We start from the raw sequence: 18,696 nt of genomic DNA, 5'->3' as shown, positions 1-18,696 counted from the left end.
GAACCGCCCGCGCCACCCCGCGGAGAACCGGCCGCAACCGACCGCCGGGCAGGCGGCGTCGGCGACCAGGGAGGCCCATCCCGGGGACTGGGAACCCTGGAAGGAGTGCTGACGGCACGTCCGGCTGGTCCGGCCGGGGCAGGCGGGGGCCTTTTCGTCCGGTGGCTTGATATCGATCGGGCAAAGGTCCTCGCGCTACCCCTGGTGACGCGCGTAGAAAACCTGTCATGCGTAAATCACTGCGGATCGCGGCGGCCACCGCCGCCTGTGCCCTCGCCGGCGGCGCCCTGTACGGCGCCGGTGCGGCCACCGCCGGTCAGTCGACGGCGAACTCCACCCACGAGCCCTACAACATCGGGCTCCTGGTGAAGGACATCGACACCTACTACGGCACCACCGCCGACAGCAACGGCGTCTACCAGGCGTCCCCGGTCAGCCCGTACGCCAAGGACCTGGCGCGCATCGACGCCGACGCCCGGAGCTACATCGACAAGGCGGCCCGCAAGGCCCACCACCACGGCGAGAGGCCGGCCGTCGTCTTCGACATCGACGACACCCTGCTGCTCAGCCTCGACTACGAGAAGCGCTACAACTACACGTACAACCCCACCACGTGGAACGACTACGTGAACCGGGCCGACCGCCCGGCCGTCTTCGGCAGCCCGGAGCTGGTGCGCTACGCCGAGTCCAAGGGCGTGGAGGTCTTCTACAACTCCGGTCTCAGCGAGGCGCAGCGCGCGGGCGCGGTGGAGAACCTGAAGAAGGTCGGCGCCGACGTCAACCTCGACGCCGGCCACATGTTCCTCAAGGACAAGGCCAACCCCCCGGCCTACCTGAGCGGCTGCGCCACGCCGGGCACCTGGAACTGCACGACCGTGCAGTACAAGTCCGGTACCCGCGAGCACATCGAGGACGACCTCGGGTACGACATCATCGCCAACTTCGGCGACCAGTACTCGGACCTGGACGGCGGCCACGCCGACCGCACCTACAAGCTGCCCAACCCGACGTACTTCGTGTCCTGACCCGTTCCGGACCGCCGTACGTCCAGCGGTAGTTCCCCCCCGGCCCCGGTCCCGGCAGCACGCTGCCGGGACCGGGGCCGGCCGGTGGACGGGCGGTTTCCGGCTACCTGTGACCGCCGCTTCCCGGGGCGTTGAATTCCGTTACCATCGGCTTTGCTTGCGGCACATGCACCGGGGGAGGCGACGTATGCGGATCCGCGTTCAAGGGGACGGCGACGAACAGGCCCTGACGGACCTGCGGAAGTGGCTCGCCGGTGACCCCGGGGCCGGCCGGCTCTCCGTCACCCCCGTCAGCACGCCGGGTCCGACGATGTCCGTGCTCGACGCCCTCGACATCGTCCTCGGCAATGTGACGGACATCGCCAACTTCGCCGTGGCGTACGCCAGTTGGCGGCTCGCCAAGGGGTCCGGCGGCACGGGCGGACGTACCCTGACCCACGGCGGCACGACCGTCGACATCGGCCACCTGAACCCCGAGGAACTCGCGGACCTGCTGCGCCGCCTGGAGAACACGGACACCGGCACGCACGGGTCATGACCGCACCGCGGCCGAGCGGCTCCCGCGCGGTGCTCTTCGGGGCCCACGCGTTCGACGGCTTCCCGGCGCTCGGCGGCGTCGAGCGGAACGTCCCCGCGCTGCTCGCCCTGCTGACCGCCCCCGACGTGGGCGGCCTGGCGGAGGACGACTGCCGGGTCCTGCCCGCGGACAGCCGGGCGGACGACGTCCTCGACGCCGTGGCCGACGCGGCCGGGGAGGCGGAGGACCTCCTGCTCGTCTACTACGCCGGGCACGGCCACCACACCGACGAGGGGCTGCTGCTCGCCACCAGGAAGGCGGACCTCGACCGGCCCCACCACTTCGTCGACTACGCGCGCGTGCGCGACTTCGTGGCCGGGTCCCGGGCCCGGCACAAGGTCGTGATCGTGGACTGCTGCTACGCCGGCGGCGCCCTCCACATGGGGGAGGAGGCGCCGCCGATCCCGGAGCGGGCGCTCGCCTTCGACGGCGGCTGCGTGCTGGCCTCGGCGGCGGCCACCGAACGCTCCCTGTGCCGCCCGGACGGCAGCGTGTTCACCATGGAGCTGGTCCGCCTGCTGCGCGACGGCCTCACCGGGCCGCTGCGCGGCGGCCGGCGCGGCGAGGAGCAGCGCCACCTCCTCGCGGCCGACCTGTTCGACGCGCTCAGGCAGGGGCTGAAGGGCCTGAAGGTGGACGGCTGGCCCGTCCCGCAGCCCCGGATGGCCACCCTCGACGGCGGCCACGACATCCCGCTCGCCCTCAACCGGGCCTTCAAGCAGGAGGCCGGCCCGTCCGGCGCCGCCCCGAAGCGGCAGCCGCAGCCCGCCCCGGATCCGCTGGCCGCCGTGGTCGGACAGCGGACCTTCGTCGACGGGCTCGGCGGTTTCCGCCGCAACCTCACCCCCGAGCAACTGCCGTTCGTCTCCCCGGGCAGCACCCATCCGGCCGCGCCCGAGACGCTGTTCCGGCGGCTCCGCGACACCGACGAGCGGGGTGTGCTGCTCGTCGGCACGGCCGGCACCGGCAAGACGCGCACCGGACTCGAGGTGGGCCGGATCGCCCTCGACGAGGGCTGGCGGGTGCTGCACGTCCGCCCCGGCCGGGAGTCGACCATCACCGGGCAGATCAGCAGCCTGGTACTGGCAGAGGACAGCCCGGTCCTCGTGGTGATCGACTACCTCAACGAGCACCTCGAGGACGACGACAACGACGCCCAGCTCGACCTGACCGCCCTGCGCCACCGGCTGCTGCCCGAGGCCCGCCGCAAGGACATCAAGGTCGCCTTCCTCGCCTCGGTGCGCCCGGGCTGGCTGCAGAAGGCGGCCCACATCCCGCTGCACGACCTGTTCGACAAGGTCGACCTGCGCCAGGACGAGGAGTTCCAGCGGGTCGTCGCCGAGCACGCCCTCGCCAGTCTGGCCCCCACGGCCATCGACAGCCTCGGCATGGACCGGATGCGGGCCATCTGCGGCCACCGCCCCATCATCGCCCTGCTCCTCGCCCGGGAGCTGGAACGCCGGGCGGCCGCCGGCCTGCTCGACTCCGGGAACGCCGGGCTGCGCGCCGGCGGCGACCTCGCGCGCTGGCTGCGCGACCGGCTCATGGAGGACGACCTCGCCGTCCGGCGCCTGCCCGACGAGCGCCGGCGCACCGCCTTCGACCAGGTCACCGCCTCCGACGACCTGGTGGCGGCGGCCGCGGCGGCCGCCGCCTGCCCCCAGGAGCACGCCGAGGTGATCGCGGCGGCGGCCGCCGCGCTGTCCGGCACCCCGAGCGGCAGCCTGCACGCCGAGGTCGTCGTCGATACCCTGATCGACCTCGGCTGGCTGGAACGCGACGGGGACGGCGACGTCCTGTCCACCGCCCACGACATCGTCTGCGACCAGCTCGTCGAGTCCGTGATACTGCCCGCCCACAGCCGCATCCCGCACCGCGCCCGCACCCGGACCCTCCTCGACGGCAGCCTCACCAGCCCCCGCACCATCGGCCGCTACGCCACCAACCTGGCCCGGCTCATGAACGACCTGGCGCTCGACCAGCGGGCGGAGGCGGTGTCCGCGGTCCTCGACACCTGGTTCGCCGACAACGCCACGGCCATCGGCGAGGTCATGCGCGCCGACGCCGACATCGGCGGCTACGCCCTCGGCGCGCTCTGCTCCGGACAGCCCTGGGCCCACTCCGTGGTCCGGAACTGGCAGCGGCTCGTCGGCCCCTGGCTGGAGGAGTTCGGGGACGGCGTCAACGCCCGGCACGTGCTCTACCGGGGCCTGTGGAACCTGCCCACCGACGGCGGCGCCCTGCTGCTCGTCCCGGCGGCGCTGCGCTGGCTGGAGTCCCACGGCCGGCGGCGCGAGGCCAGCTTCGTCCTCGGTCCCCTGCTCAGCCGCACGGACATCCCGGCCGAACAGCAGAAGCCCGCCCTGCGCGACGCGATCACCTGGCTGCGCCGCCACGGCGAGGTGCTGGAGGCGCACTTCGTGCTGCGCGCGCTGGTCGGCCGCGCCGACCTGACGCCCCAGCAGGTCCGGCAGGTCGTGGCCGAGGCGCTGCGGTGGTCGGAACGCGACACCACGCTGCGCCAGGTCGCCCAGATCCTCACCCCGCTCCTCGCCCGCACCGACCTCACGGGCGACGAGCTGCGGCGTGTCGTCCTGCTCGCCCTGGAATGGCTGCGGCACCACAGGAGCCTGTGGGAGCCGCACAACGTGCTGCGCTCCCTGCTGACCCGCAGGGACCTCACCGAGAACGAGGCCCGGCAGGCCGCCTCGTTCAGCTTCCGCTGGCTCAAGCAGCACGCCGCCGCCCCGCCCGCCACCTTCGTGCTGCGGCCGCTGCTCGCCCGGACCGAACTCGCCAGGAGCCAGGTGCGGCGGGCCGTGGACTTCGCCGCCCAGTGGCTGGAGGAGCACGCCGTACGGCCCGAGGCCGACTTCCTCGTCCGGCAGATGCTCGGACGTACCGACCTCACCGAGGACGAGAGCCGGCGGGCGGCCGGGTTCGCCGTGCGGTGGCTGGAGCAGCACGCCACCACGCCCGAGGCCGACTTCCTCATCCGGCAGATGCTCGCGCGCCCCGACCTCACCGCCGACGAGAGCCGGCGCGCGGCCGGCTTCGCCGTGCAGTGGCTCGCCCTGCACGCCGGCGCCCCCGAGGCCAGCTTCGCGCTGGGGGCGCTGCTCGCCCGCGCCGACCTCACCGACGAACAGGCCGAACAGGCCGTCACGGCGGCGATGACCTGGCTGGACCGCCATGCCGGCACCGACGCCGCCGGGTACGTCCTCAGCGGGGTGCTGGGCCGCGGCGACCTGCCGGAGTACGAGGCGGGCGGGGTCCACGCCCTGGCCTGCGCCTGGCTCGCCCCCCGCACCGGCTCCCCGGAGGCCAACTTCACCCTCAGCAAGCTGCTGTCCCGCTCCGACCTCGACGGGGAGCGGGCCCGGCAGGCCATCGGCTCGGCGGAGCGGTGGCTGAGCCGGCACGGCGACAGCGACGCGGCCGAGTACGTCCTGCGCGCGCTGCTCTCCCGCCCCGACCTCACCGCCGGGCAGACCGGCGACGCCGTCACCCGCGCGACCCACTGGATGCGGCGGTACGGCACCGCCCGGAACGCCGGGTACGTCCTCGGCCCGCTGCTCGGCCACGGCGGCCTCACCGCCGCCCAGGCCGGGGAGGCGGTCACCGCGGCGCTGAGCTGGCTCGCCCACCACGGCCACGTGCCCGAGGCGGAGCCCGTGCTGGCCTCCCTGCTCGGCCGCGGCGACCTGTCCCGCGGCGAACGCGAGCAGGCAGCCGCCTTCGCCACCCAGCGCGGACAGCAGAACGGCGCCACGTACCGTGAGGCGAAGACGCTCTCGCGCCGCCTGGCAGCCCGGCCCGGATTCGGTGCCGAACAGGGGCGCGAGGACCTCGCCTCGGCCCTGGCCTGGCTCGAGCGGCACCCTGACCTCCCCGAGGCGGCGCAGGTGTTCCGGGCGGTCTTCGTCCACCACGAGCTGACCGGGGACGAACTGCGCCGGACCGTCACCGCCGCGACGACCTGGCTGGAGCACCACGTCACCCGTACGGCCGCCTCCTACCTCCTGCAGCCGCTGCTGGAGCTGCGCGGACTCCCCGACGACGCCACCGGCCCGGTGGCCGCCCACGCCCTGGAGTGGCTGGCGCACCACCGGGAGAGCGCCCAGGCCAGCTACACCCTGGGAGCACTGATCGCCAGCAGGCGGATCACGGCGCGGACGCTGGACCGGGGGATCGCGCTGGCCGCGGACTGGCTCCAGCAGAACGTCACCTCGCCCGGCGCGAGCTTCGTGCTGGACAAGCTGCTGGCGCGCGGGGAGATCACGGGGGACCGGGCCCGGGCCGCGGTGGCCTTCACCGAGGTGTGGCTGGAGCGCCACGTGAGCATGCGCGCGGCCCGCTTCGTGCTCGAGCCGCTGCTCGCCCGCTCCGACCTCACCCCGGACGAGACCCGGCTCGCCGTGACCCACGCGACGCGCTGGCTGCGGGAGTTCGGCTCCCTGCACGAGGCACGCCACGTGCTGGTGGCGGTGAACGCGCACGCCGGGCTCGGTCCGGCGGAGATCGGCCACGCCTTCGACGCCACCGTCACCTGGCTGGAACGCCACGACGGCCCGGCCAACGCGCAGACCGTGCTGGCACCGCTGTTCGCGCGCGCCGACCTCGGCCCCGAACAGCTCCGCCAATTCGCCGGCTTCACCCTCGGGAGGCTGTCGGACTACGCGGCCCCGGACTCCTGGCGGGTACTGGGACTGCTCGTGGAGCGCACCGACCTGCCGCCCGACCAGGCCCGCGAGGTCGTCTCCCGGGTGGTCTCCGGGCTCCAGCCGGACCCCGCCGCCTACGACGCCAGCTTCCTGCTGGCCCCCTTCCTCGGCCGGCCCGACCTGACGGCGGCCCGGCGCGCGACGGCGGTCTCCTGGGCGCTGTCCTGGCTGGAGCAGTACATGCCCGTGTGGCGGTCCCGGTTCGTCCTGGCGGCCCTGCTGTCCCTGACCGGCCTGCCCCCGGCCGAGGTCCGCCGGGTCGTCGCCTGGACCCTGGGCTGGCTGGACCAGCACGCCGACGGCACCGCCGACGGCTTCGTCACCGCCGGTGCCGAGGCGGTCCTCGGGCCGCTGCTCGCGCGTCCCGACCTCGACGCGGACGAGACCCGGCGGGCCCGGACGCACCTCCCGGCGCAGGCCCCGCCGAAGGTTCCCGGCGGGGTCTGACGTCGGCGCCGGGGACGGCCCGGTGCCCATGGCGGGCCGAACCCCGATTCCGTAACACGAGGAAAACCTGAAACGGATCCGACAGGGGAACAATCCAGCCAGCATCCACGCACCCTTGATCAGCCGACGAGGAGTACGACCATGTCCGACACGCAGAAGGCGGACCAGCGGGCAGGCGCCGCACCGCCCGTGGGCAACGGCGTCGACCGCTTCTTCAGAATCTCCGAACGGGGCTCCACTCTCGGCCGGGAGATACGCGGCGGCTTCGCCACGTTCTTCACCATGGCCTACATCCTCGTCCTGAATCCCATCATCCTGGGCAGCGCCAGGGACAAGTTCGGCCACACCCTCGACACCGGCCAACTCGTCACCGCCACCGCGCTGGTGGCCTGTGTGATGACGATCGTGATGGGCGTCGGGGGCAACCTCCCGCTCGCCATCGCCGCGGGCCTCGGCCTCAACGCGGTCGTCGCCTTCCAGCTGGCCCCGCTGATGAGCTGGGCGGACGCGATGGGCCTGGTCGTCCTCGAAGGCGCCGTCATCTGCCTGCTGGTGCTCACCGGCCTGCGCGAGGCGATCATGAACGCGATCCCGCAGCAGCTCAAGCAGGCCATCGGCGTCGGCATCGGCCTGTTCATCGCCTTCATCGGCTTCGTGGACGCCGGGTTCGTCAGCCGCATCCCCGACGCCGCGCACAGCACCGTGCCGGTCCAGCTCGGCGCGGTCGGGCGGCTGACCGGCTGGCCCGTGCTGGTCTTCTGCCTCGGCGTGCTGCTGACCATCGCGCTGCTCGCCCGGCGGGTGAAGGGCGCGATCCTCATCAGCATCGTCACGATGACGGTGGTCGCGATCGTCATCGACGCGCTCGCCGGTGTCAAGAGCTGGGGCCTGACCACGCCGAAGGTCCCGGACGAGGTCGTCGCCGCCCCGGACTTCGGTCTCGTCGGTCACTTCAGCCTGTTCGGCGGCTTCGCCGAGGCGGGCGTGCTGACCGCCGTGCTGCTGGTCTTCACCCTCATCCTGTCCGACTTCTTCGACGCCATGGGCACCATCGTCGGCATCAGCGCCGAGGCCGGACTGCTCGACGAGGAGGGCCAGGTGCCCGGCATCGGCCGGGTGCTGTTCATCGACGGTGCCGCCGCCGTCGCCGGCGGGGTCGGCTCCGCCTCCTCCAACACCGCCTACATCGAGTCCGCGGCCGGCGTCGGGGAGGGCGCCCGCACCGGCTTCGCCAACCTCGTCACCGGTGGCCTGTTCGGGCTGGCGCTCTTCCTCACCCCGCTGCTGACCATCGTCCCGCTGCAGGCCGCGGCGCCCGCGCTGATCGCGGTGGGCTTCCTGATGATGACCCACGTCAAGCACATCGACTGGGACCGCTACGAGATCGCCATCCCGGCGTTCCTCACCATCGCCGCGATGCCGTTCACCTACTCCATCACCGACGGCATCGGCGCGGGCTTCCTGTCCTACGTGCTCATCAAGACCGTCCTGGGCAAGGCCCGCGAGGTCAACTGGCTGCTGTGGGGCGTCTCGGCGCTGTTCCTGGTGTACTTCGCCATCGACCCGGTGGAACAGGCCCTCGGCGTCAAGTGAGGCACGGTGAGGGGGCGGCCCCGCCGGACCGCCCCCTGCGCCCGCCTAGTCGAGCGCCGCCTGCATCATCGCCCTGGCCACCGGCGCCGCGAGCCCGTTGCCGCTGACCTCCGAGCGGGCCGCGTCCGACTGCTCGACCATCACCGCGACGGCGACCTCCTTGCCGGTGCTGTCGGACTTGCCGTACGAGGTGAACCAGGCGTACGGCGTCTTGCTGTTGTTCTCGCCGTGCTGGGCGGTGCCCGTCTTGCCGCCCACCGTCGCCCCGTCGATCCGCGCGTTCGTGCCCGTACCGTCCCGGACCACCGTCTCCATCGCCGAGCGCAGCTGCGCCGCGGTGTCCGAACCGACGATCTCCTCGCTGTCCGCTTCGTCGTCGTAGTCCCGCAGCACGTCGCCGTTGCCGTCGGTGATCCGCGACACCATGTGCGGGGAGACCAGCTTGCCGCCGTTCGCCATCACCGCGGACACCATGGCCATCTGCAGCGGGGTGGCGGTGACGTCGAACTGGCCGATGCCGGACAGGGCGGTCTGCGCCTTGTCCATGCCGGAGGGGTAGACGCTGGAGTACGCCCGCACCGGGACGTCCTGCTCCTCGTCGTTGAAGCCGAACTTCTCCGCCATGGCCCGCACCTTGTCCTGGCCGAGGTCGACGGCCATCTTGCCGAAGACGTTGTTGCAGGAGTACCGGAGCGCGACCCGGATCGAGGCGTTCTCGCAGGGGGCCGACTTGTTCTCGTTGGCCAGGACCCGGTCGGTGCCCTGCAGGGTGTACGGATCCGGGCTGTCGGTCGGCTCGTCCACGTTGCCGTAGAGCCCGTTCTCCAGCGCGGCGGCCGCCACGACCAGTTTGAACGTCGAGCCCGGCGGCAGCGGCTGGCGCAGCGCGCGGTTGGTGAGCGGCTTGTCCTTGTCCGTGGTGAGCGACTTCCAGGCCACCCCGGCGGTGTTCGCGTCGGTGAGCCGTGTGGGGTCGTACGACGGCGTCGAGACCACGGCCAGGATCTTCCCGGTCTTCGGGTCGAGGGCCACCGCGGCGCCCTTGTTGCGGCCGAGCGCCCGGTACGCCGCCTTCTGCACGGCCGGGTCGATCGTGGTCAGCACGTCGCCGGGGTCGGCGCGCTTGCCGGTCACCGTGTCCAGCACGGTCTTCAGCCTGCTGTCCGTGCCGTTCAGCAGGTCCTGGTAAATGCCCTCCAACTGGGTCGGGGCGTACGCCTGCGACGCGTAGCCGGTCACCGCCGCGTACAGCTCTCCGTCCTTGTAGGTCCGCTTGTACGCGAGGTCGCCGCCCTTCGTGCGCGCCGAGCCGGTGACGGGGCTGCCCGCCACGATGATGTTGCCCAGCGGCTGCGCGTACGTCTGGATGGCGTTGCGCCGGTTCGCCTGGTCGTCCGCGAGGGCCGTGCCGTCGTAGTACTGCACCCAGGTCGCCCTGACCAGCAGGGCGAGCACGAGCAGCAGTGTGAAGACGGACGCCCGCCTGATCGTCTTGTTCATCCCGCCCGTGATGACGACCAGGGCGGGGCAATCGTTCCCGTACGCCCGTTTTTCTCATCCCCCGTTCAGAAAGCCGGCCTCGTACGCGGCGATCACCGCCTGGGTCCGGTCCCGGGTGCCGGTCTTCGCCGGCACCGCCGCGACGTGCGACTTCACGGTGGCCGGCCCGACGCCGAGCCGCCGGGCGAGCTCGGCGTCGGTGAGCCCGGCGGCCAGGAGGCGCAGCGTCTCGCTCTCGCGTCCCGTGAGCCTGCTCACGATCCGGGGCGCCCCGCCGGAAGAGGATCACCAGCCGACGAGGACGTAGGGCATGGCGAGCGCGCCGCCCAGCACCAGATGGATCCAGCGCCGTCGCGCCCGCCCGCCGAACAGGAACGCCGGCGCCCTCCCCAGCGGGGAGGCGGCGGGGGAGGGCGAGGTCGGCATGGCCCAGCTCTCCCGTACCGCACCGGTGTCGCGCCTCCTGCGTGACGACGATCCCGCGCCGCCGGACGGGGACCGCGCCGCCCGCGCCGGACTACAGCCGCCGCGTCGCCAGCGTCAGCCGGTCCCGCGCGTCGAACAGCGCGTCCTTGATCATCTGCTCGTGGGCGGGGGTCAGCCGGGCCACCGGCACCGAGCAGCTGATGGCGTCCCGGGCGGGTGTGCGGTACGGGATGGCCACGCCGAAGCAGCGCAGCCCCAGTGTGTTCTCCTCGCGGTCGACGGCGAAGCCCTGCTCGCGGACCTGGTGCAGTTCCTCGATCAGCTTCTCGCGGTCGGTGATGGTGTGCTCGGTGAGCGCGGGCAGGGTCTCCGGAAGCAGCTTGCGCACCTGCTCGTCGGTGTGGGTGGCGAGCAGCGCCTTGCCGAGGGAGGTGGAGTGGGCGGGCAGCCGCCGGCCGACCCGGGTGAACGGGCGCAGGTAGTGCTGCGACTGCCGGGTGGCCAGGTACACCACGTTCGTGCCGTCGAGCCGGGCCAGGTGGATGGTCTCCGTGGTGTCGTCGGAGAGGCGGTCCAGGGTCGGCCGGGCGGCCGCCACCGCCTCGTCACCGTCGATGTAGGACGTACCGACCAGCAGTGCCCGCACGCCGATGCCGTACCGCGTCCCCGTGGCGTCCGTCTCCACCCAGCCCAGCTCCACGAGCGTGCGCAGCAGCATGTACAGGCTGGACTTGGGGTAGCCCACGGCCTCCTGCACGGCCGCGAGGGAGTGCATGCCGGGCCTGCCGGCGAAGTACTCGAGCAATTCCACGGTCCGCACCGCGGACTTGACCTGCGCCCCGCCCGTCTCGCCTGCCGACATCGCCCTTGACCCCTTCGTTCGACGAGAAATAGTCTCCGAGCAGCATATTCATCATCAGAGACAGCGTTCAGTATATCGAACGCGGCTGATGGTTACCCAGCGAATGCGGCCTTATCTGGAGGGACCCGCGGTGGCAGCAGCACCAGTCTGGAGTGTCGACCCGCGCACCGGGAAGCAGCGTGAGCAGGTTGCGACGGAGGCCACGGCCCAGGAGGTGGACGCGGCCGTCCGGGCGGCGCGCGCCGCGCGCGGTGCCCTCGCCGACCGCGCCGTGCGCTCGGCCTTCCTCCGCTCGGCCGCCGCCGGCCTGGACGCGGCCGCGGACGGCCTGATCGGGACCGCGGACGCCGAGACCGCCCTCGGGCCGGTCCGCCTCACCGGGGAACTCGCCCGCACGGTGTACCAGTTGCGGGCCTTCGCCGGCATCGTCGACGAGGGCGCCTTCCTCGACGTGATCATCGACCACCCCGACGACACCGCCACCCCGCCGGTCCCCGACCTGCGCCGGTACAAGGTGCCGCTGGGCGTCGTGGCCGTCTACTCCGCCTCCAACTTCCCCTTCGCCTTCTCCGTGGCCGGCGGCGACACCGCGAGCGCACTGGCCGCCGGCTGCCCGGTGGTCGTGAAGGCCCACCCCGACCACCCGGCGCTGTCCGAGCTGGTCGCCGGGGTGCTGCGCCGGGCCGCCGCCGAACACGGCATCCCCGAAGGGGTCGTCGGCCTCGTGCACGGCTTCGAGGCGGGGGTCGAGCTGATCGGGCACCCGCTGGTCGCCGCCGCCGGATTCACCGGTTCGGTGCGCGGCGGGCGCGCCCTGTTCGACGCGGCGGCCGCGCGTCCGGTGCCGATCCCCTTCCACGGTGAACTGGGCTCGCTGAACCCGGTCCTGGTCACCGAGGAGGCGGCGGCCGAGCGGGCCGAGGCGATCGGTTCCGGGCTCGCCGGGTCCATGACCCTCGGCGTCGGCCAGTTCTGCGTCAAGCCGGGCCTGGTGCTGGTGCCGTCCGGCGACGCCGGCGACCGGCTGCTGAAGTCCCTGGCGGACGCCGTCGGCGGCACCGCCGCCGGGGTACTGCTCGACCACCGGATGCGGGACGACTTCATCGCGGGTGTGGCCGAGCGCGCCCAGCTGCCGGGAGTGGAGGCGCCGGTCACGCCGGGCGCGGGCGGCGAGCACACGGTGAGCCCGGGCTTCCTGACGGTCCCGGCGAGCGGCCTGACCGCCGAAGGGGCGTACGACCTGCTGCTGGAGGAGTGCTTCGGACCGGTGACCGTGGTGGTCCGCTACGCCGACGACGGCGAGGCCACGGCCGTGCTGTCGCGGCTGCCGGGCAACCTCACGGCCACGGTCCACCTGTCGGCCGGCGAGGCCGCCGGCGAGGGGCGGGGCACGGAGATCCTGGCCGAGCTGACTCCGCTGGCCGGGCGCGTGCTGGTCGACGCGTGGCCGACCGGGGTGGCGGTGGCGCCGGCCCAGCACCACGGCGGCCCGTACCCCGCGACCACCTCCACCTCCACCTCGGTGGGCGGCACCGCCGTCGAGCGGTGGCTGCGGCCGGTCGCCTACCAGAACGCGCCCGAGGCCCTGCTGCCCCGGGAACTGCGCGACGACAACCCGCTCGGACTGCCCCGCCGGTTCAACGGCCTGCTGGAACGCTGATCCGATCGGCCGGACTGCCGACGAGGAACCTGGGACACTCGCGCGATGGACGTAGAACTCCCCGAACTGCCCTTCTCCCTGCGGACCTACGGGCCCGACGGCAACTGGTCCTACGAGGGCGGTGTGCTCACCGGCTGGGCCGGACCCCGGCAGGACCGCTTCGTACCGCCCACCGGTGAGGCCCTCGATCCCGCCACCGACGCGCCCCGGCTGCTCGGGGCGCCCGAGGGGGACTTCCAGCTCATAGCCAGGGTCACCGTGGGGTTCGGCGCCTCCTTCGACGCCGGGGTCCTGTACGTCCACGTCGGCGACCGCGCCTGGGCCAAGCTCTGCCTGGAGTACTCCCCGGACGTGCCCACCGTCTGCACGGTGGTCACCCGGGGTCACTCCGACGACGCCAACTCCTTCACCGTCGAGGGAAGCTCGGTGTGGCTGCGGATCAGCCGGACCGGCCGCGCCTTCGCCTTCCACGCCTCCCGGGACGGCCGGCACTGGACCTTCGTCCGGCTCTTCACCCTGGGCGAGGAGAAGGAGTCCGGCGCGGCCCTGGTCGGCTTCATGACCCAGTCGCCGCTGGGGGAGGGCTGCGTGGTGACCTACGACCACCTCGAGTTCCGGGCCGGCTGGCCCGACGACCTGCGCGACGGCGGCTGAGCCCGGCGGCCGGGGCGCGCCCGGGAACCGGAACCGCGCCCCGGCACGTCTACCCCCGCATGATCGATGCGCACCGGACCCCCCGGTCCCTGATGATCAGGACCGCCCTGCCCGCGGAGGCCGAGGCCGCCGCCGAGGTGATGGTGCGGGCCCGGTCCACGTACTACCCGGACGGCCTTCCGGACCCGGAGACGGACTGGACCGAACGGTGGCGGCAGGCCATCGAACGGCCCGACGGCCACGTGCTGTGCGCGGTGCGCGACGGCCGCCTGGTGGGTCTGGCCTCCTTCCGCGCCCCGGAGGGCTCGCCCGCCCGGGCGGTCAAGCTGTTCCAGTTCCACGTCGACCCCGCTCACTGGCGCGGGGGCATCGGCACCGCCCTGCACGCCGCCTGCGTGGAGCAGTGGCAGGCCGACGGCACCCGGACGGCCGCGCTCGAGGTGCACGTCCACAACCTCCGAGCCCAGGCCTTCTACGCCCGCCAGGGCTGGGTCCCGGACCCGGAGCACCCGGACGACGGCCACCTCCACCTCAACCTGGTGTTCACGGTCCCCGGGGAATGAAACCCGCTGCTTGAACGTTCACGTACGCGCCGCGGAGACCGCCTCCGCCGCCGTACGAGTGGGAGAAGAGCCGAGAGCATGCGCGTCGAAATCTGGAGCGACATCGCCTGTCCCTGGTGCTACGTCGGAAAGGCCCGCTTCGAGAAGGCGCTCGCGGCCTTCCCGCACCGTGACGACGTCGAGGTGGTGCACCGCTCCTTCGAACTGGACCCCGGCCGCGCCAAGGGCGACGTCCAGCCGGTGCTCACCATGCTGACCCGGAAGTACGGCATGAGCGAGGCGCAGGCCCGGGCCGGTGAGGACAACCTGGGCGCCCAGGCCGCCGCCGAGGGCCTGGACTACCGCACCCGGGACCGCGACCACGGCAGCACCTTCGACATGCACCGCCTGCTGCACTTCGCCAAGGAACGGGGCAGGCAGGACGAGCTGCTGCAGATCCTCTACCGGGCCAACTTCGCCGAGGAGCGGTCCGTGTACACCGAGGGCGACGAGCGGCTGGTGGAACTGGCCGTCGAGGCCGGACTGGACGCCGACGCGGCCCGGGCGGTCCTCGCCGACCCCACGGCCCACGCCGACGAGGTCCGCGCCGACGAGCGGGAGGCCGCCGAGCTCGGCGCCACCGGCGTGCCCTTCTTCGTCCTCGACCGCACGTACGGCGTCTCCGGCGCCCAGCCCGCCGAGGTCTTCACCCAGGCGCTGACCCAGGCCTGGGGCGGGCGCTCCCCGCTGCAGCCGGTCGGCGCGAGCGGCGCCGAGGCCTGCGGCCCGGACGGGTGCGCGGTGCCCCAGCACTGAGAAACCGCAGGTGGGGGCGGACGTATAAGGGCCGCTGAGAGGATCCACGCAGAAACAGGCAATGGACTGCGACCTCCCCGGGCCGCAGAGTGGACCCATGGAGACCACGGAGACGTTCGAGAGCCTCGTCCGCGCCGAGTTCGCCCCCAGGACCACCTACCTCAACACGGCCGGCAACGGCCTGCTGCCCGCCCGTACCGTCACCGCCCTGCACGAGGCGGCGCTGCTGCGGGCGGAGGGCCGGCCGCTGCTGCCGCTGTACGAGGACGTCGAGGCCTGCCGGGCCGCCTACGCCCGGCTGGCCGGTGTCCCGGCCGCCCGGGTCGCGGCCGGTGTCTCGGTCGCCGCGCACACCGGTGTGATCGCCGCATCGCTCCCCGCCGGCGCCGAAGTGCTCACCGTCGAGGACGACTTCACCTCCGTGGTGAACCCCTTCCACGTCCGCGGCGACCTCAAGGTCCGCGCGGTGCCGCTGGAGCGGATCGCCGAGTCCGTCCGTCCGGGCACCGCGCTCGTCGCGCTCAGCGCCGTCCAGTCCGCCGACGGACGGCTCGCCGACCTGGCCGCCGTGCGCGAGGCCGCCCGCCAGCACGGCGCGCGCACCTACGTCGACCACTCCCAGTCCGCCGGCTGGCTCCCGATGGACGCCGCCGCCTTCGACTTCAGCGCCGCGGTCTCCTTCAAGTGGCTGCTCGGCCCGCACGGCGCGGCGTTCCTGGTGGTCCCGGAGGACTTCGGCGGACTGAGCCCGGTGCTGGCGGGCTGGGTCGCGGGGGAGCGGCCGTGGGACAGCTGCTACGGCCCGGTCGAGGAACTCGCGCACTCCGCACGGCAGTTCGACCTCAGTCATGCCCTGTTCACCTACGCCGGGCTGCGCCGCTCGCTGGAGCTGATCGAGGAGATCGGGCTGCCCGCCCTGCACGCGCACGCCGTGGGGCTCGCCGACCGGTTCCGGGCCGGTCTCGCCGGCCTGGGCCACGAGCCGGTGCCCGCGCCCGGCTCGGCCATCGTCTCGGTGCCGGGACTCGGTGACCGCCAGCCCGGGCTGGGCGAGGCGGGCGTCGTGCTGTCCGACCGCGCGGGCAATCTGCGCGCCGCCTTCCACCTCTACAACACGCGGGCGGACGTGGACCGCCTGCTGGACGCGCTGGCCCGCTGACGGCACGACCGGGCCGGGGCCTCCCGTCCCACACGAGGAGGCCCCGGCCCGGTGGTCGGGGGGGTGACGCCGGCTCTACCTCACCGGAGTGAAGTCCCGGGCCCCGATGAAGTCCGGCCTGCGCACCGGTGCCGCGAACGGCTCCACGGCCTCGTTCTCCACGCTGTTGAAGACGATGAAGACGTTGCTGCGCGGGAACGGCGTGATGTTGTCGCCGGAGCCGTGCATGCAGTTGCAGTCGAACCAGGTCGCCGAGCCGGCCTTGCCGGTGAACAGCCGGATGCCGTGCTCGCCGGCCAGCTTCGTCAGCGCCTCGTCGGACGGGGTGCCCGCGTCCTGCATCTGCAGCGACTTCTTGTAGTTGTCCTCGGGCGTGGCCCCCGCGCAGCCCAGGAAGGTGCGGTGCGAGCCCGGCATGATCATGAGCCCGCCGTTGGTGTCGTGGTTCTCGGTCAGCGCGATCGAGACGGACACCGTGCGCATGTTCGGCAGGCCGTCCTCGGCGTGCCAGGTCTCGAAGTCCGAGTGCCAGTAGAAGCCGCTCGCGCCGAAGCCCGGCTTGACGTTGATCCGCGACTGGTGGACGTACACGTCCGAACCGAGGATCTGCCGGGCCCGGCCGACCACCCGCTCGTCGCGCACCAGCCTTGCGAACACCTCGCTGATCCGGTGCACTTCGAAGACCGAGCGGATCTCCTTCGACTTCGGCTCGACGATCGAGCGCTCGTCGGCCCGGATCGCCGGGTCCGCGACCAGCCGGTCCAGCTCGGCCCGGTAGACCTCGACCTCGTCCGGGGTGATCAGCTGGTCGACGGCGAGGAAGCCGTCGCGCTCGTACGCCTGCAGGTCGGCCGTCGGGATCGGGCCGGGCGTGTCGGGGGAGCCCCAGACCACCGGGTCCTGACGGGGCACGGCCACCTCACTGGTGCCGCGGCTGGGGTACAGGTCGGTGACAGCGGTCATGGGTGTCACACCTCCTCGGGCTCGGTGAGCAGCGGGTAGACGCCGTTCTCGTCGTGGTCCTCCCGTCCGGTCACGGGCGGGTTGAACACGCATATGCAGTGGAAGTCCTCCTTGACGCGCAGCGTGTGCCGCTCGTGCCCGTTCAGGAGGTACATGGTGCCGGGCGTGACGGTGTACGTCTCGCCGGTCTCGCGGTCGGTGAGCTCGGCCTCGCCCTTGGTGCAGACGACGGCCTCGATGTGGTTGGCGTACCACATGTGCGTCTCGGTGCCGGCGTACAGGATGGTCTCGTGCACGGAGAAGCCGACCCGCTCCTTGGCGAGGACGATCCGCTTGCTCTCCCACGTGCCGGACGCGGACTTGACGTGCCGGTCGGTGCCTTCGATGTCCTTGAACGATCGGACGATCACGGTGCTGCACTTCCTCCTGGTCGTACGGTGTGCTGTGCGTGCGGCCGGTGGGCCGTACGGAGCGGGTCAGACGGTCTCGCGGACCGAGCGGGCGAGGATGCTGAGTCCCTCGTCCAGTTCCTCGGGGGTGATGGTCAGCGCGGGCAGCAGTTTGACGACCTCGCCCTCCGGCCCCGACGTCTCGATGAGCAGTCCCAGTTCGAAGGCGCGCCGGGCGATCCGCGAGGCGCGGTCCTTGTCGCGGAACTCCAGGCCCCACACGAGGCCGCGGCCGCGGTACTCCTTCACGTCGGCGAGGTTCTCCTCGGTGATGGAGATCAGCGCCTGCTCGACCTGCTCGCCCCGGGTGCGGGTCTGCTTCTCCATGGCGGAGCCGTCGGTCCAGTACGTCTCGAGGGCCGCGGTGGCGGTGACGAACGCGGGGTTGTTGCCGCGGAAGGTGCCGTTGTGCTCGCCCGGCTCCCAGACGTCCAGCTCGGGCTTGAACAGGCACAGCGACATCGGCAGGCCGTAGCCGCTGATCGACTTCGACACCGTGACGATGTCGGGCGTGACCCCCGCCTCCTCGAAGGAGAAGAAGGCGCCCGTGCGGCCGCAGCCCATCTGGATGTCGTCGACGATGAGCAGCATGTCCTGGCGCTCGCACAGCTCGGCCAGCGCGCGCAGCCACTCCGGGCGCGCGACGTTGATGCCGCCCTCGCCCTGCACGGTCTCCACGATCACGGCGGCCGGCTTGTTGAGGCCGGACCCCTGGTCCTCGAGCAGCCGCTCGAACCACAGGAAGTCGGGGACCTGACCGTCGAAGTAGTTGTCGAACGGCATGGGGGTGCCGTGCACCAGCGGGATGCCCGCGCCGGCCCGCTTGAAGGCGTTGCCGGTGACCGCGAGGGAGCCCAGCGACATGCCGTGGAAGGCGTTCGTGAACGACACGATCGCCTCCCGCCCCTTCACCTTGCGGGCGAGCTTCAGCGCGGACTCGACGGCGTTGGTGCCCGTCGGGCCCGGGAACATGACCTTGTACGGCAGGTCGCGCGGGCGCAGCACCAGGCTCTCGAAGGTCTGCAGGAAGCCTCGTTTGGCCGTCGTCGACATGTCCAGGCCGTGCGTGACGCCGTCCCGCGACAGGTAGTCGATGAGCGCCCGTTTGAGCACCGGGTTGTTGTGCCCGTAGTTGAGTGAGCCGGCCCCGGCGAAGAAGTCGAGGTACGCGTGGCCGTCCTCGTCGTACATACGGCTGCCCTGCGCACGGTCGAACACGGTGGGCCAGCCGCGGCAGTAGCTGCGAACCTCGGACTCGAGGGTCTCGAAGACGCTCAGGTCGGGCTGGGTGATCGTCAC

General features: G+C 72.6%; 15 protein-coding genes and 1 pseudogene. 9 read left to right on the top strand and 7 right to left on the bottom strand.

The annotated features are described in order from the left end of the window. Positions 1-227 precede the first annotated feature (227 nt). The 4 genes from ACWCPN_RS17730 (at position 228) to ACWCPN_RS17715 (ending at position 8,366) form a co-directional block, all read left to right on the top strand. Positions 228-1,025: an HAD family acid phosphatase gene (locus tag ACWCPN_RS17730; RefSeq protein WP_451206870.1), complete on the top strand. Its 798-nt coding sequence runs from the start codon at positions 228-230 to the stop codon at positions 1,023-1,025. Positions 1,026-1,212: 187 nt separating this feature from the next. Continuing rightward, complete coding sequence (locus ACWCPN_RS17725; protein ID WP_451206867.1) at positions 1,213-1,563, top strand: effector-associated constant component EACC1; 351 nt, start codon at positions 1,213-1,215, stop codon at positions 1,561-1,563. Next, entirely contained in the window at positions 1,560-6,773 is a 5,214-nt protein-coding gene (locus ACWCPN_RS17720) for a caspase, EACC1-associated type (protein WP_451206864.1), read from the top strand. The genes ACWCPN_RS17725 and ACWCPN_RS17720 overlap by 4 nt, the downstream gene beginning before the upstream one ends. A gap of 141 nt (positions 6,774-6,914) precedes the next feature. Continuing rightward, positions 6,915-8,366 (top strand): NCS2 family permease, encoded by a 1,452-nt coding sequence (locus ACWCPN_RS17715; RefSeq protein ID WP_451206861.1) that lies wholly within the window; start codon positions 6,915-6,917, stop codon positions 8,364-8,366. A gap of 45 nt (positions 8,367-8,411) precedes the next feature. Here ACWCPN_RS17715 and ACWCPN_RS17710 read toward each other — a convergent pair whose 3' ends face one another. From ACWCPN_RS17710 to ACWCPN_RS17695, 4 genes and pseudogenes are all read right to left on the bottom strand, one after another. Further along, on the bottom strand, positions 8,412-9,866 hold the full coding sequence (locus tag ACWCPN_RS17710) for a peptidoglycan D,D-transpeptidase FtsI family protein (RefSeq protein WP_392294887.1): 1,455 nt from the start codon (positions 9,864-9,866) through the stop codon (positions 8,412-8,414). Positions 9,867-9,920: 54 nt separating this feature from the next. Beyond that, positions 9,921-10,133 (bottom strand): annotated as a pseudogene (locus tag ACWCPN_RS17705) (response regulator transcription factor); the annotation flags it as partial. 18 nt (positions 10,134-10,151) lie between these two features. Further along, the gene (locus ACWCPN_RS17700) at positions 10,152-10,292 is read right to left on the bottom strand and encodes a hypothetical protein (protein ID WP_451207425.1); all 141 of its coding nucleotides are present in this window, start codon (positions 10,290-10,292) and stop codon (positions 10,152-10,154) included. A 91-nt stretch (positions 10,293-10,383) separates the two neighbouring features. After that, positions 10,384-11,154 carry an IclR family transcriptional regulator gene (locus ACWCPN_RS17695; RefSeq protein WP_199210073.1) on the bottom strand — a complete coding sequence of 257 codons (771 nt, stop codon included), beginning with the start codon at positions 11,152-11,154 and terminating at the stop codon, positions 10,384-10,386. A 130-nt stretch (positions 11,155-11,284) separates the two neighbouring features. On the opposite strand from ACWCPN_RS17695, the gene ACWCPN_RS17690 reads away from it, so the two are divergent. From ACWCPN_RS17690 to ACWCPN_RS17670, 5 genes are all read left to right on the top strand, one after another. After that, a complete protein-coding gene (locus tag ACWCPN_RS17690) occupies positions 11,285-12,814 on the top strand; it encodes an aldehyde dehydrogenase (NADP(+)) (RefSeq protein ID WP_451206857.1) in 1,530 nt (509 codons plus the stop codon). A 45-nt stretch (positions 12,815-12,859) separates the two neighbouring features. Beyond that, positions 12,860-13,468 carry a DUF1349 domain-containing protein gene (locus ACWCPN_RS17685; RefSeq protein WP_451206854.1) on the top strand — a complete coding sequence of 203 codons (609 nt, stop codon included), beginning with the start codon at positions 12,860-12,862 and terminating at the stop codon, positions 13,466-13,468. A gap of 59 nt (positions 13,469-13,527) precedes the next feature. Beyond that, positions 13,528-14,031, top strand: a complete 504-nt coding sequence (locus ACWCPN_RS17680; protein ID WP_451206851.1) for an N-acetyltransferase family protein — start codon at positions 13,528-13,530, stop codon at positions 14,029-14,031. A 78-nt stretch (positions 14,032-14,109) separates the two neighbouring features. Then, on the top strand, positions 14,110-14,826 hold the full coding sequence (locus tag ACWCPN_RS17675; RefSeq protein WP_451206848.1) for a DsbA family oxidoreductase: 717 nt from the start codon (positions 14,110-14,112) through the stop codon (positions 14,824-14,826). 97 nt (positions 14,827-14,923) lie between these two features. After that, entirely contained in the window at positions 14,924-15,985 is a 1,062-nt protein-coding gene (locus tag ACWCPN_RS17670) for an aminotransferase class V-fold PLP-dependent enzyme (RefSeq protein WP_451206845.1), read from the top strand. Between the two features lie 75 nt (positions 15,986-16,060). Here the strand turns inward: ACWCPN_RS17670 and thpD are convergent, their stop codons facing one another. The 3 genes from thpD to ectB all read right to left on the bottom strand — a co-directional run bounded on the left by thpD (position 16,061) and on the right by ectB (position 18,696). Then, positions 16,061-16,948 carry an ectoine hydroxylase gene (gene thpD, locus ACWCPN_RS17665; protein ID WP_199210069.1) on the bottom strand — a complete coding sequence of 296 codons (888 nt, stop codon included), beginning with the start codon at positions 16,946-16,948 and terminating at the stop codon, positions 16,061-16,063. 5 nt (positions 16,949-16,953) lie between these two features. After that, positions 16,954-17,358, bottom strand: a complete 405-nt coding sequence (locus ACWCPN_RS17660) for an ectoine synthase (RefSeq protein WP_451206842.1) — start codon at positions 17,356-17,358, stop codon at positions 16,954-16,956. 66 nt (positions 17,359-17,424) lie between these two features. Then, a complete protein-coding gene (gene ectB / locus ACWCPN_RS17655; protein WP_199210067.1) occupies positions 17,425-18,696 on the bottom strand; it encodes a diaminobutyrate--2-oxoglutarate transaminase in 1,272 nt (423 codons plus the stop codon).

It is taken from the genome of Streptomyces sp. NPDC002386 (assembly GCF_053593175.1).
Note: the sequence above shows the minus strand (reverse complement) of the source record. Positions and strands in the feature narration are given on the sequence as shown.

Excerpts from the sequence above, each read along its gene's own strand:
- ACWCPN_RS17730 (WP_451206870.1), top strand. The coding sequence starts at position 228 with ATGCGTAAATCACTGCGGATCGCGGCGGCCACCGCCGCCTGTGCCCTC.
- ACWCPN_RS17725 (WP_451206867.1), top strand. The coding sequence starts at position 1,213 with ATGCGGATCCGCGTTCAAGGGGACGGCGACGAACAGGCCCTGACGGAC.
- ACWCPN_RS17720 (WP_451206864.1), top strand. The coding sequence starts at position 1,560 with ATGACCGCACCGCGGCCGAGCGGCTCCCGCGCGGTGCTCTTCGGGGCC.
- ACWCPN_RS17715 (WP_451206861.1), top strand. The coding sequence starts at position 6,915 with ATGTCCGACACGCAGAAGGCGGACCAGCGGGCAGGCGCCGCACCGCCC.
- ACWCPN_RS17710 (WP_392294887.1), bottom strand. The coding sequence starts at position 9,866 with ATGAACAAGACGATCAGGCGGGCGTCCGTCTTCACACTGCTGCTCGTG.
- ACWCPN_RS17700 (WP_451207425.1), bottom strand. The coding sequence starts at position 10,292 with ATGCCGACCTCGCCCTCCCCCGCCGCCTCCCCGCTGGGGAGGGCGCCG.
- ACWCPN_RS17695 (WP_199210073.1), bottom strand. The coding sequence starts at position 11,154 with ATGTCGGCAGGCGAGACGGGCGGGGCGCAGGTCAAGTCCGCGGTGCGG.
- ACWCPN_RS17685 (WP_451206854.1), top strand. The coding sequence starts at position 12,860 with ATGGACGTAGAACTCCCCGAACTGCCCTTCTCCCTGCGGACCTACGGG.
- ACWCPN_RS17680 (WP_451206851.1), top strand. The coding sequence starts at position 13,528 with ATGATCGATGCGCACCGGACCCCCCGGTCCCTGATGATCAGGACCGCC.
- ACWCPN_RS17675 (WP_451206848.1), top strand. The coding sequence starts at position 14,110 with ATGCGCGTCGAAATCTGGAGCGACATCGCCTGTCCCTGGTGCTACGTC.
- ACWCPN_RS17670 (WP_451206845.1), top strand. The coding sequence starts at position 14,924 with ATGGAGACCACGGAGACGTTCGAGAGCCTCGTCCGCGCCGAGTTCGCC.
- thpD (WP_199210069.1), bottom strand. The coding sequence starts at position 16,948 with ATGACCGCTGTCACCGACCTGTACCCCAGCCGCGGCACCAGTGAGGTG.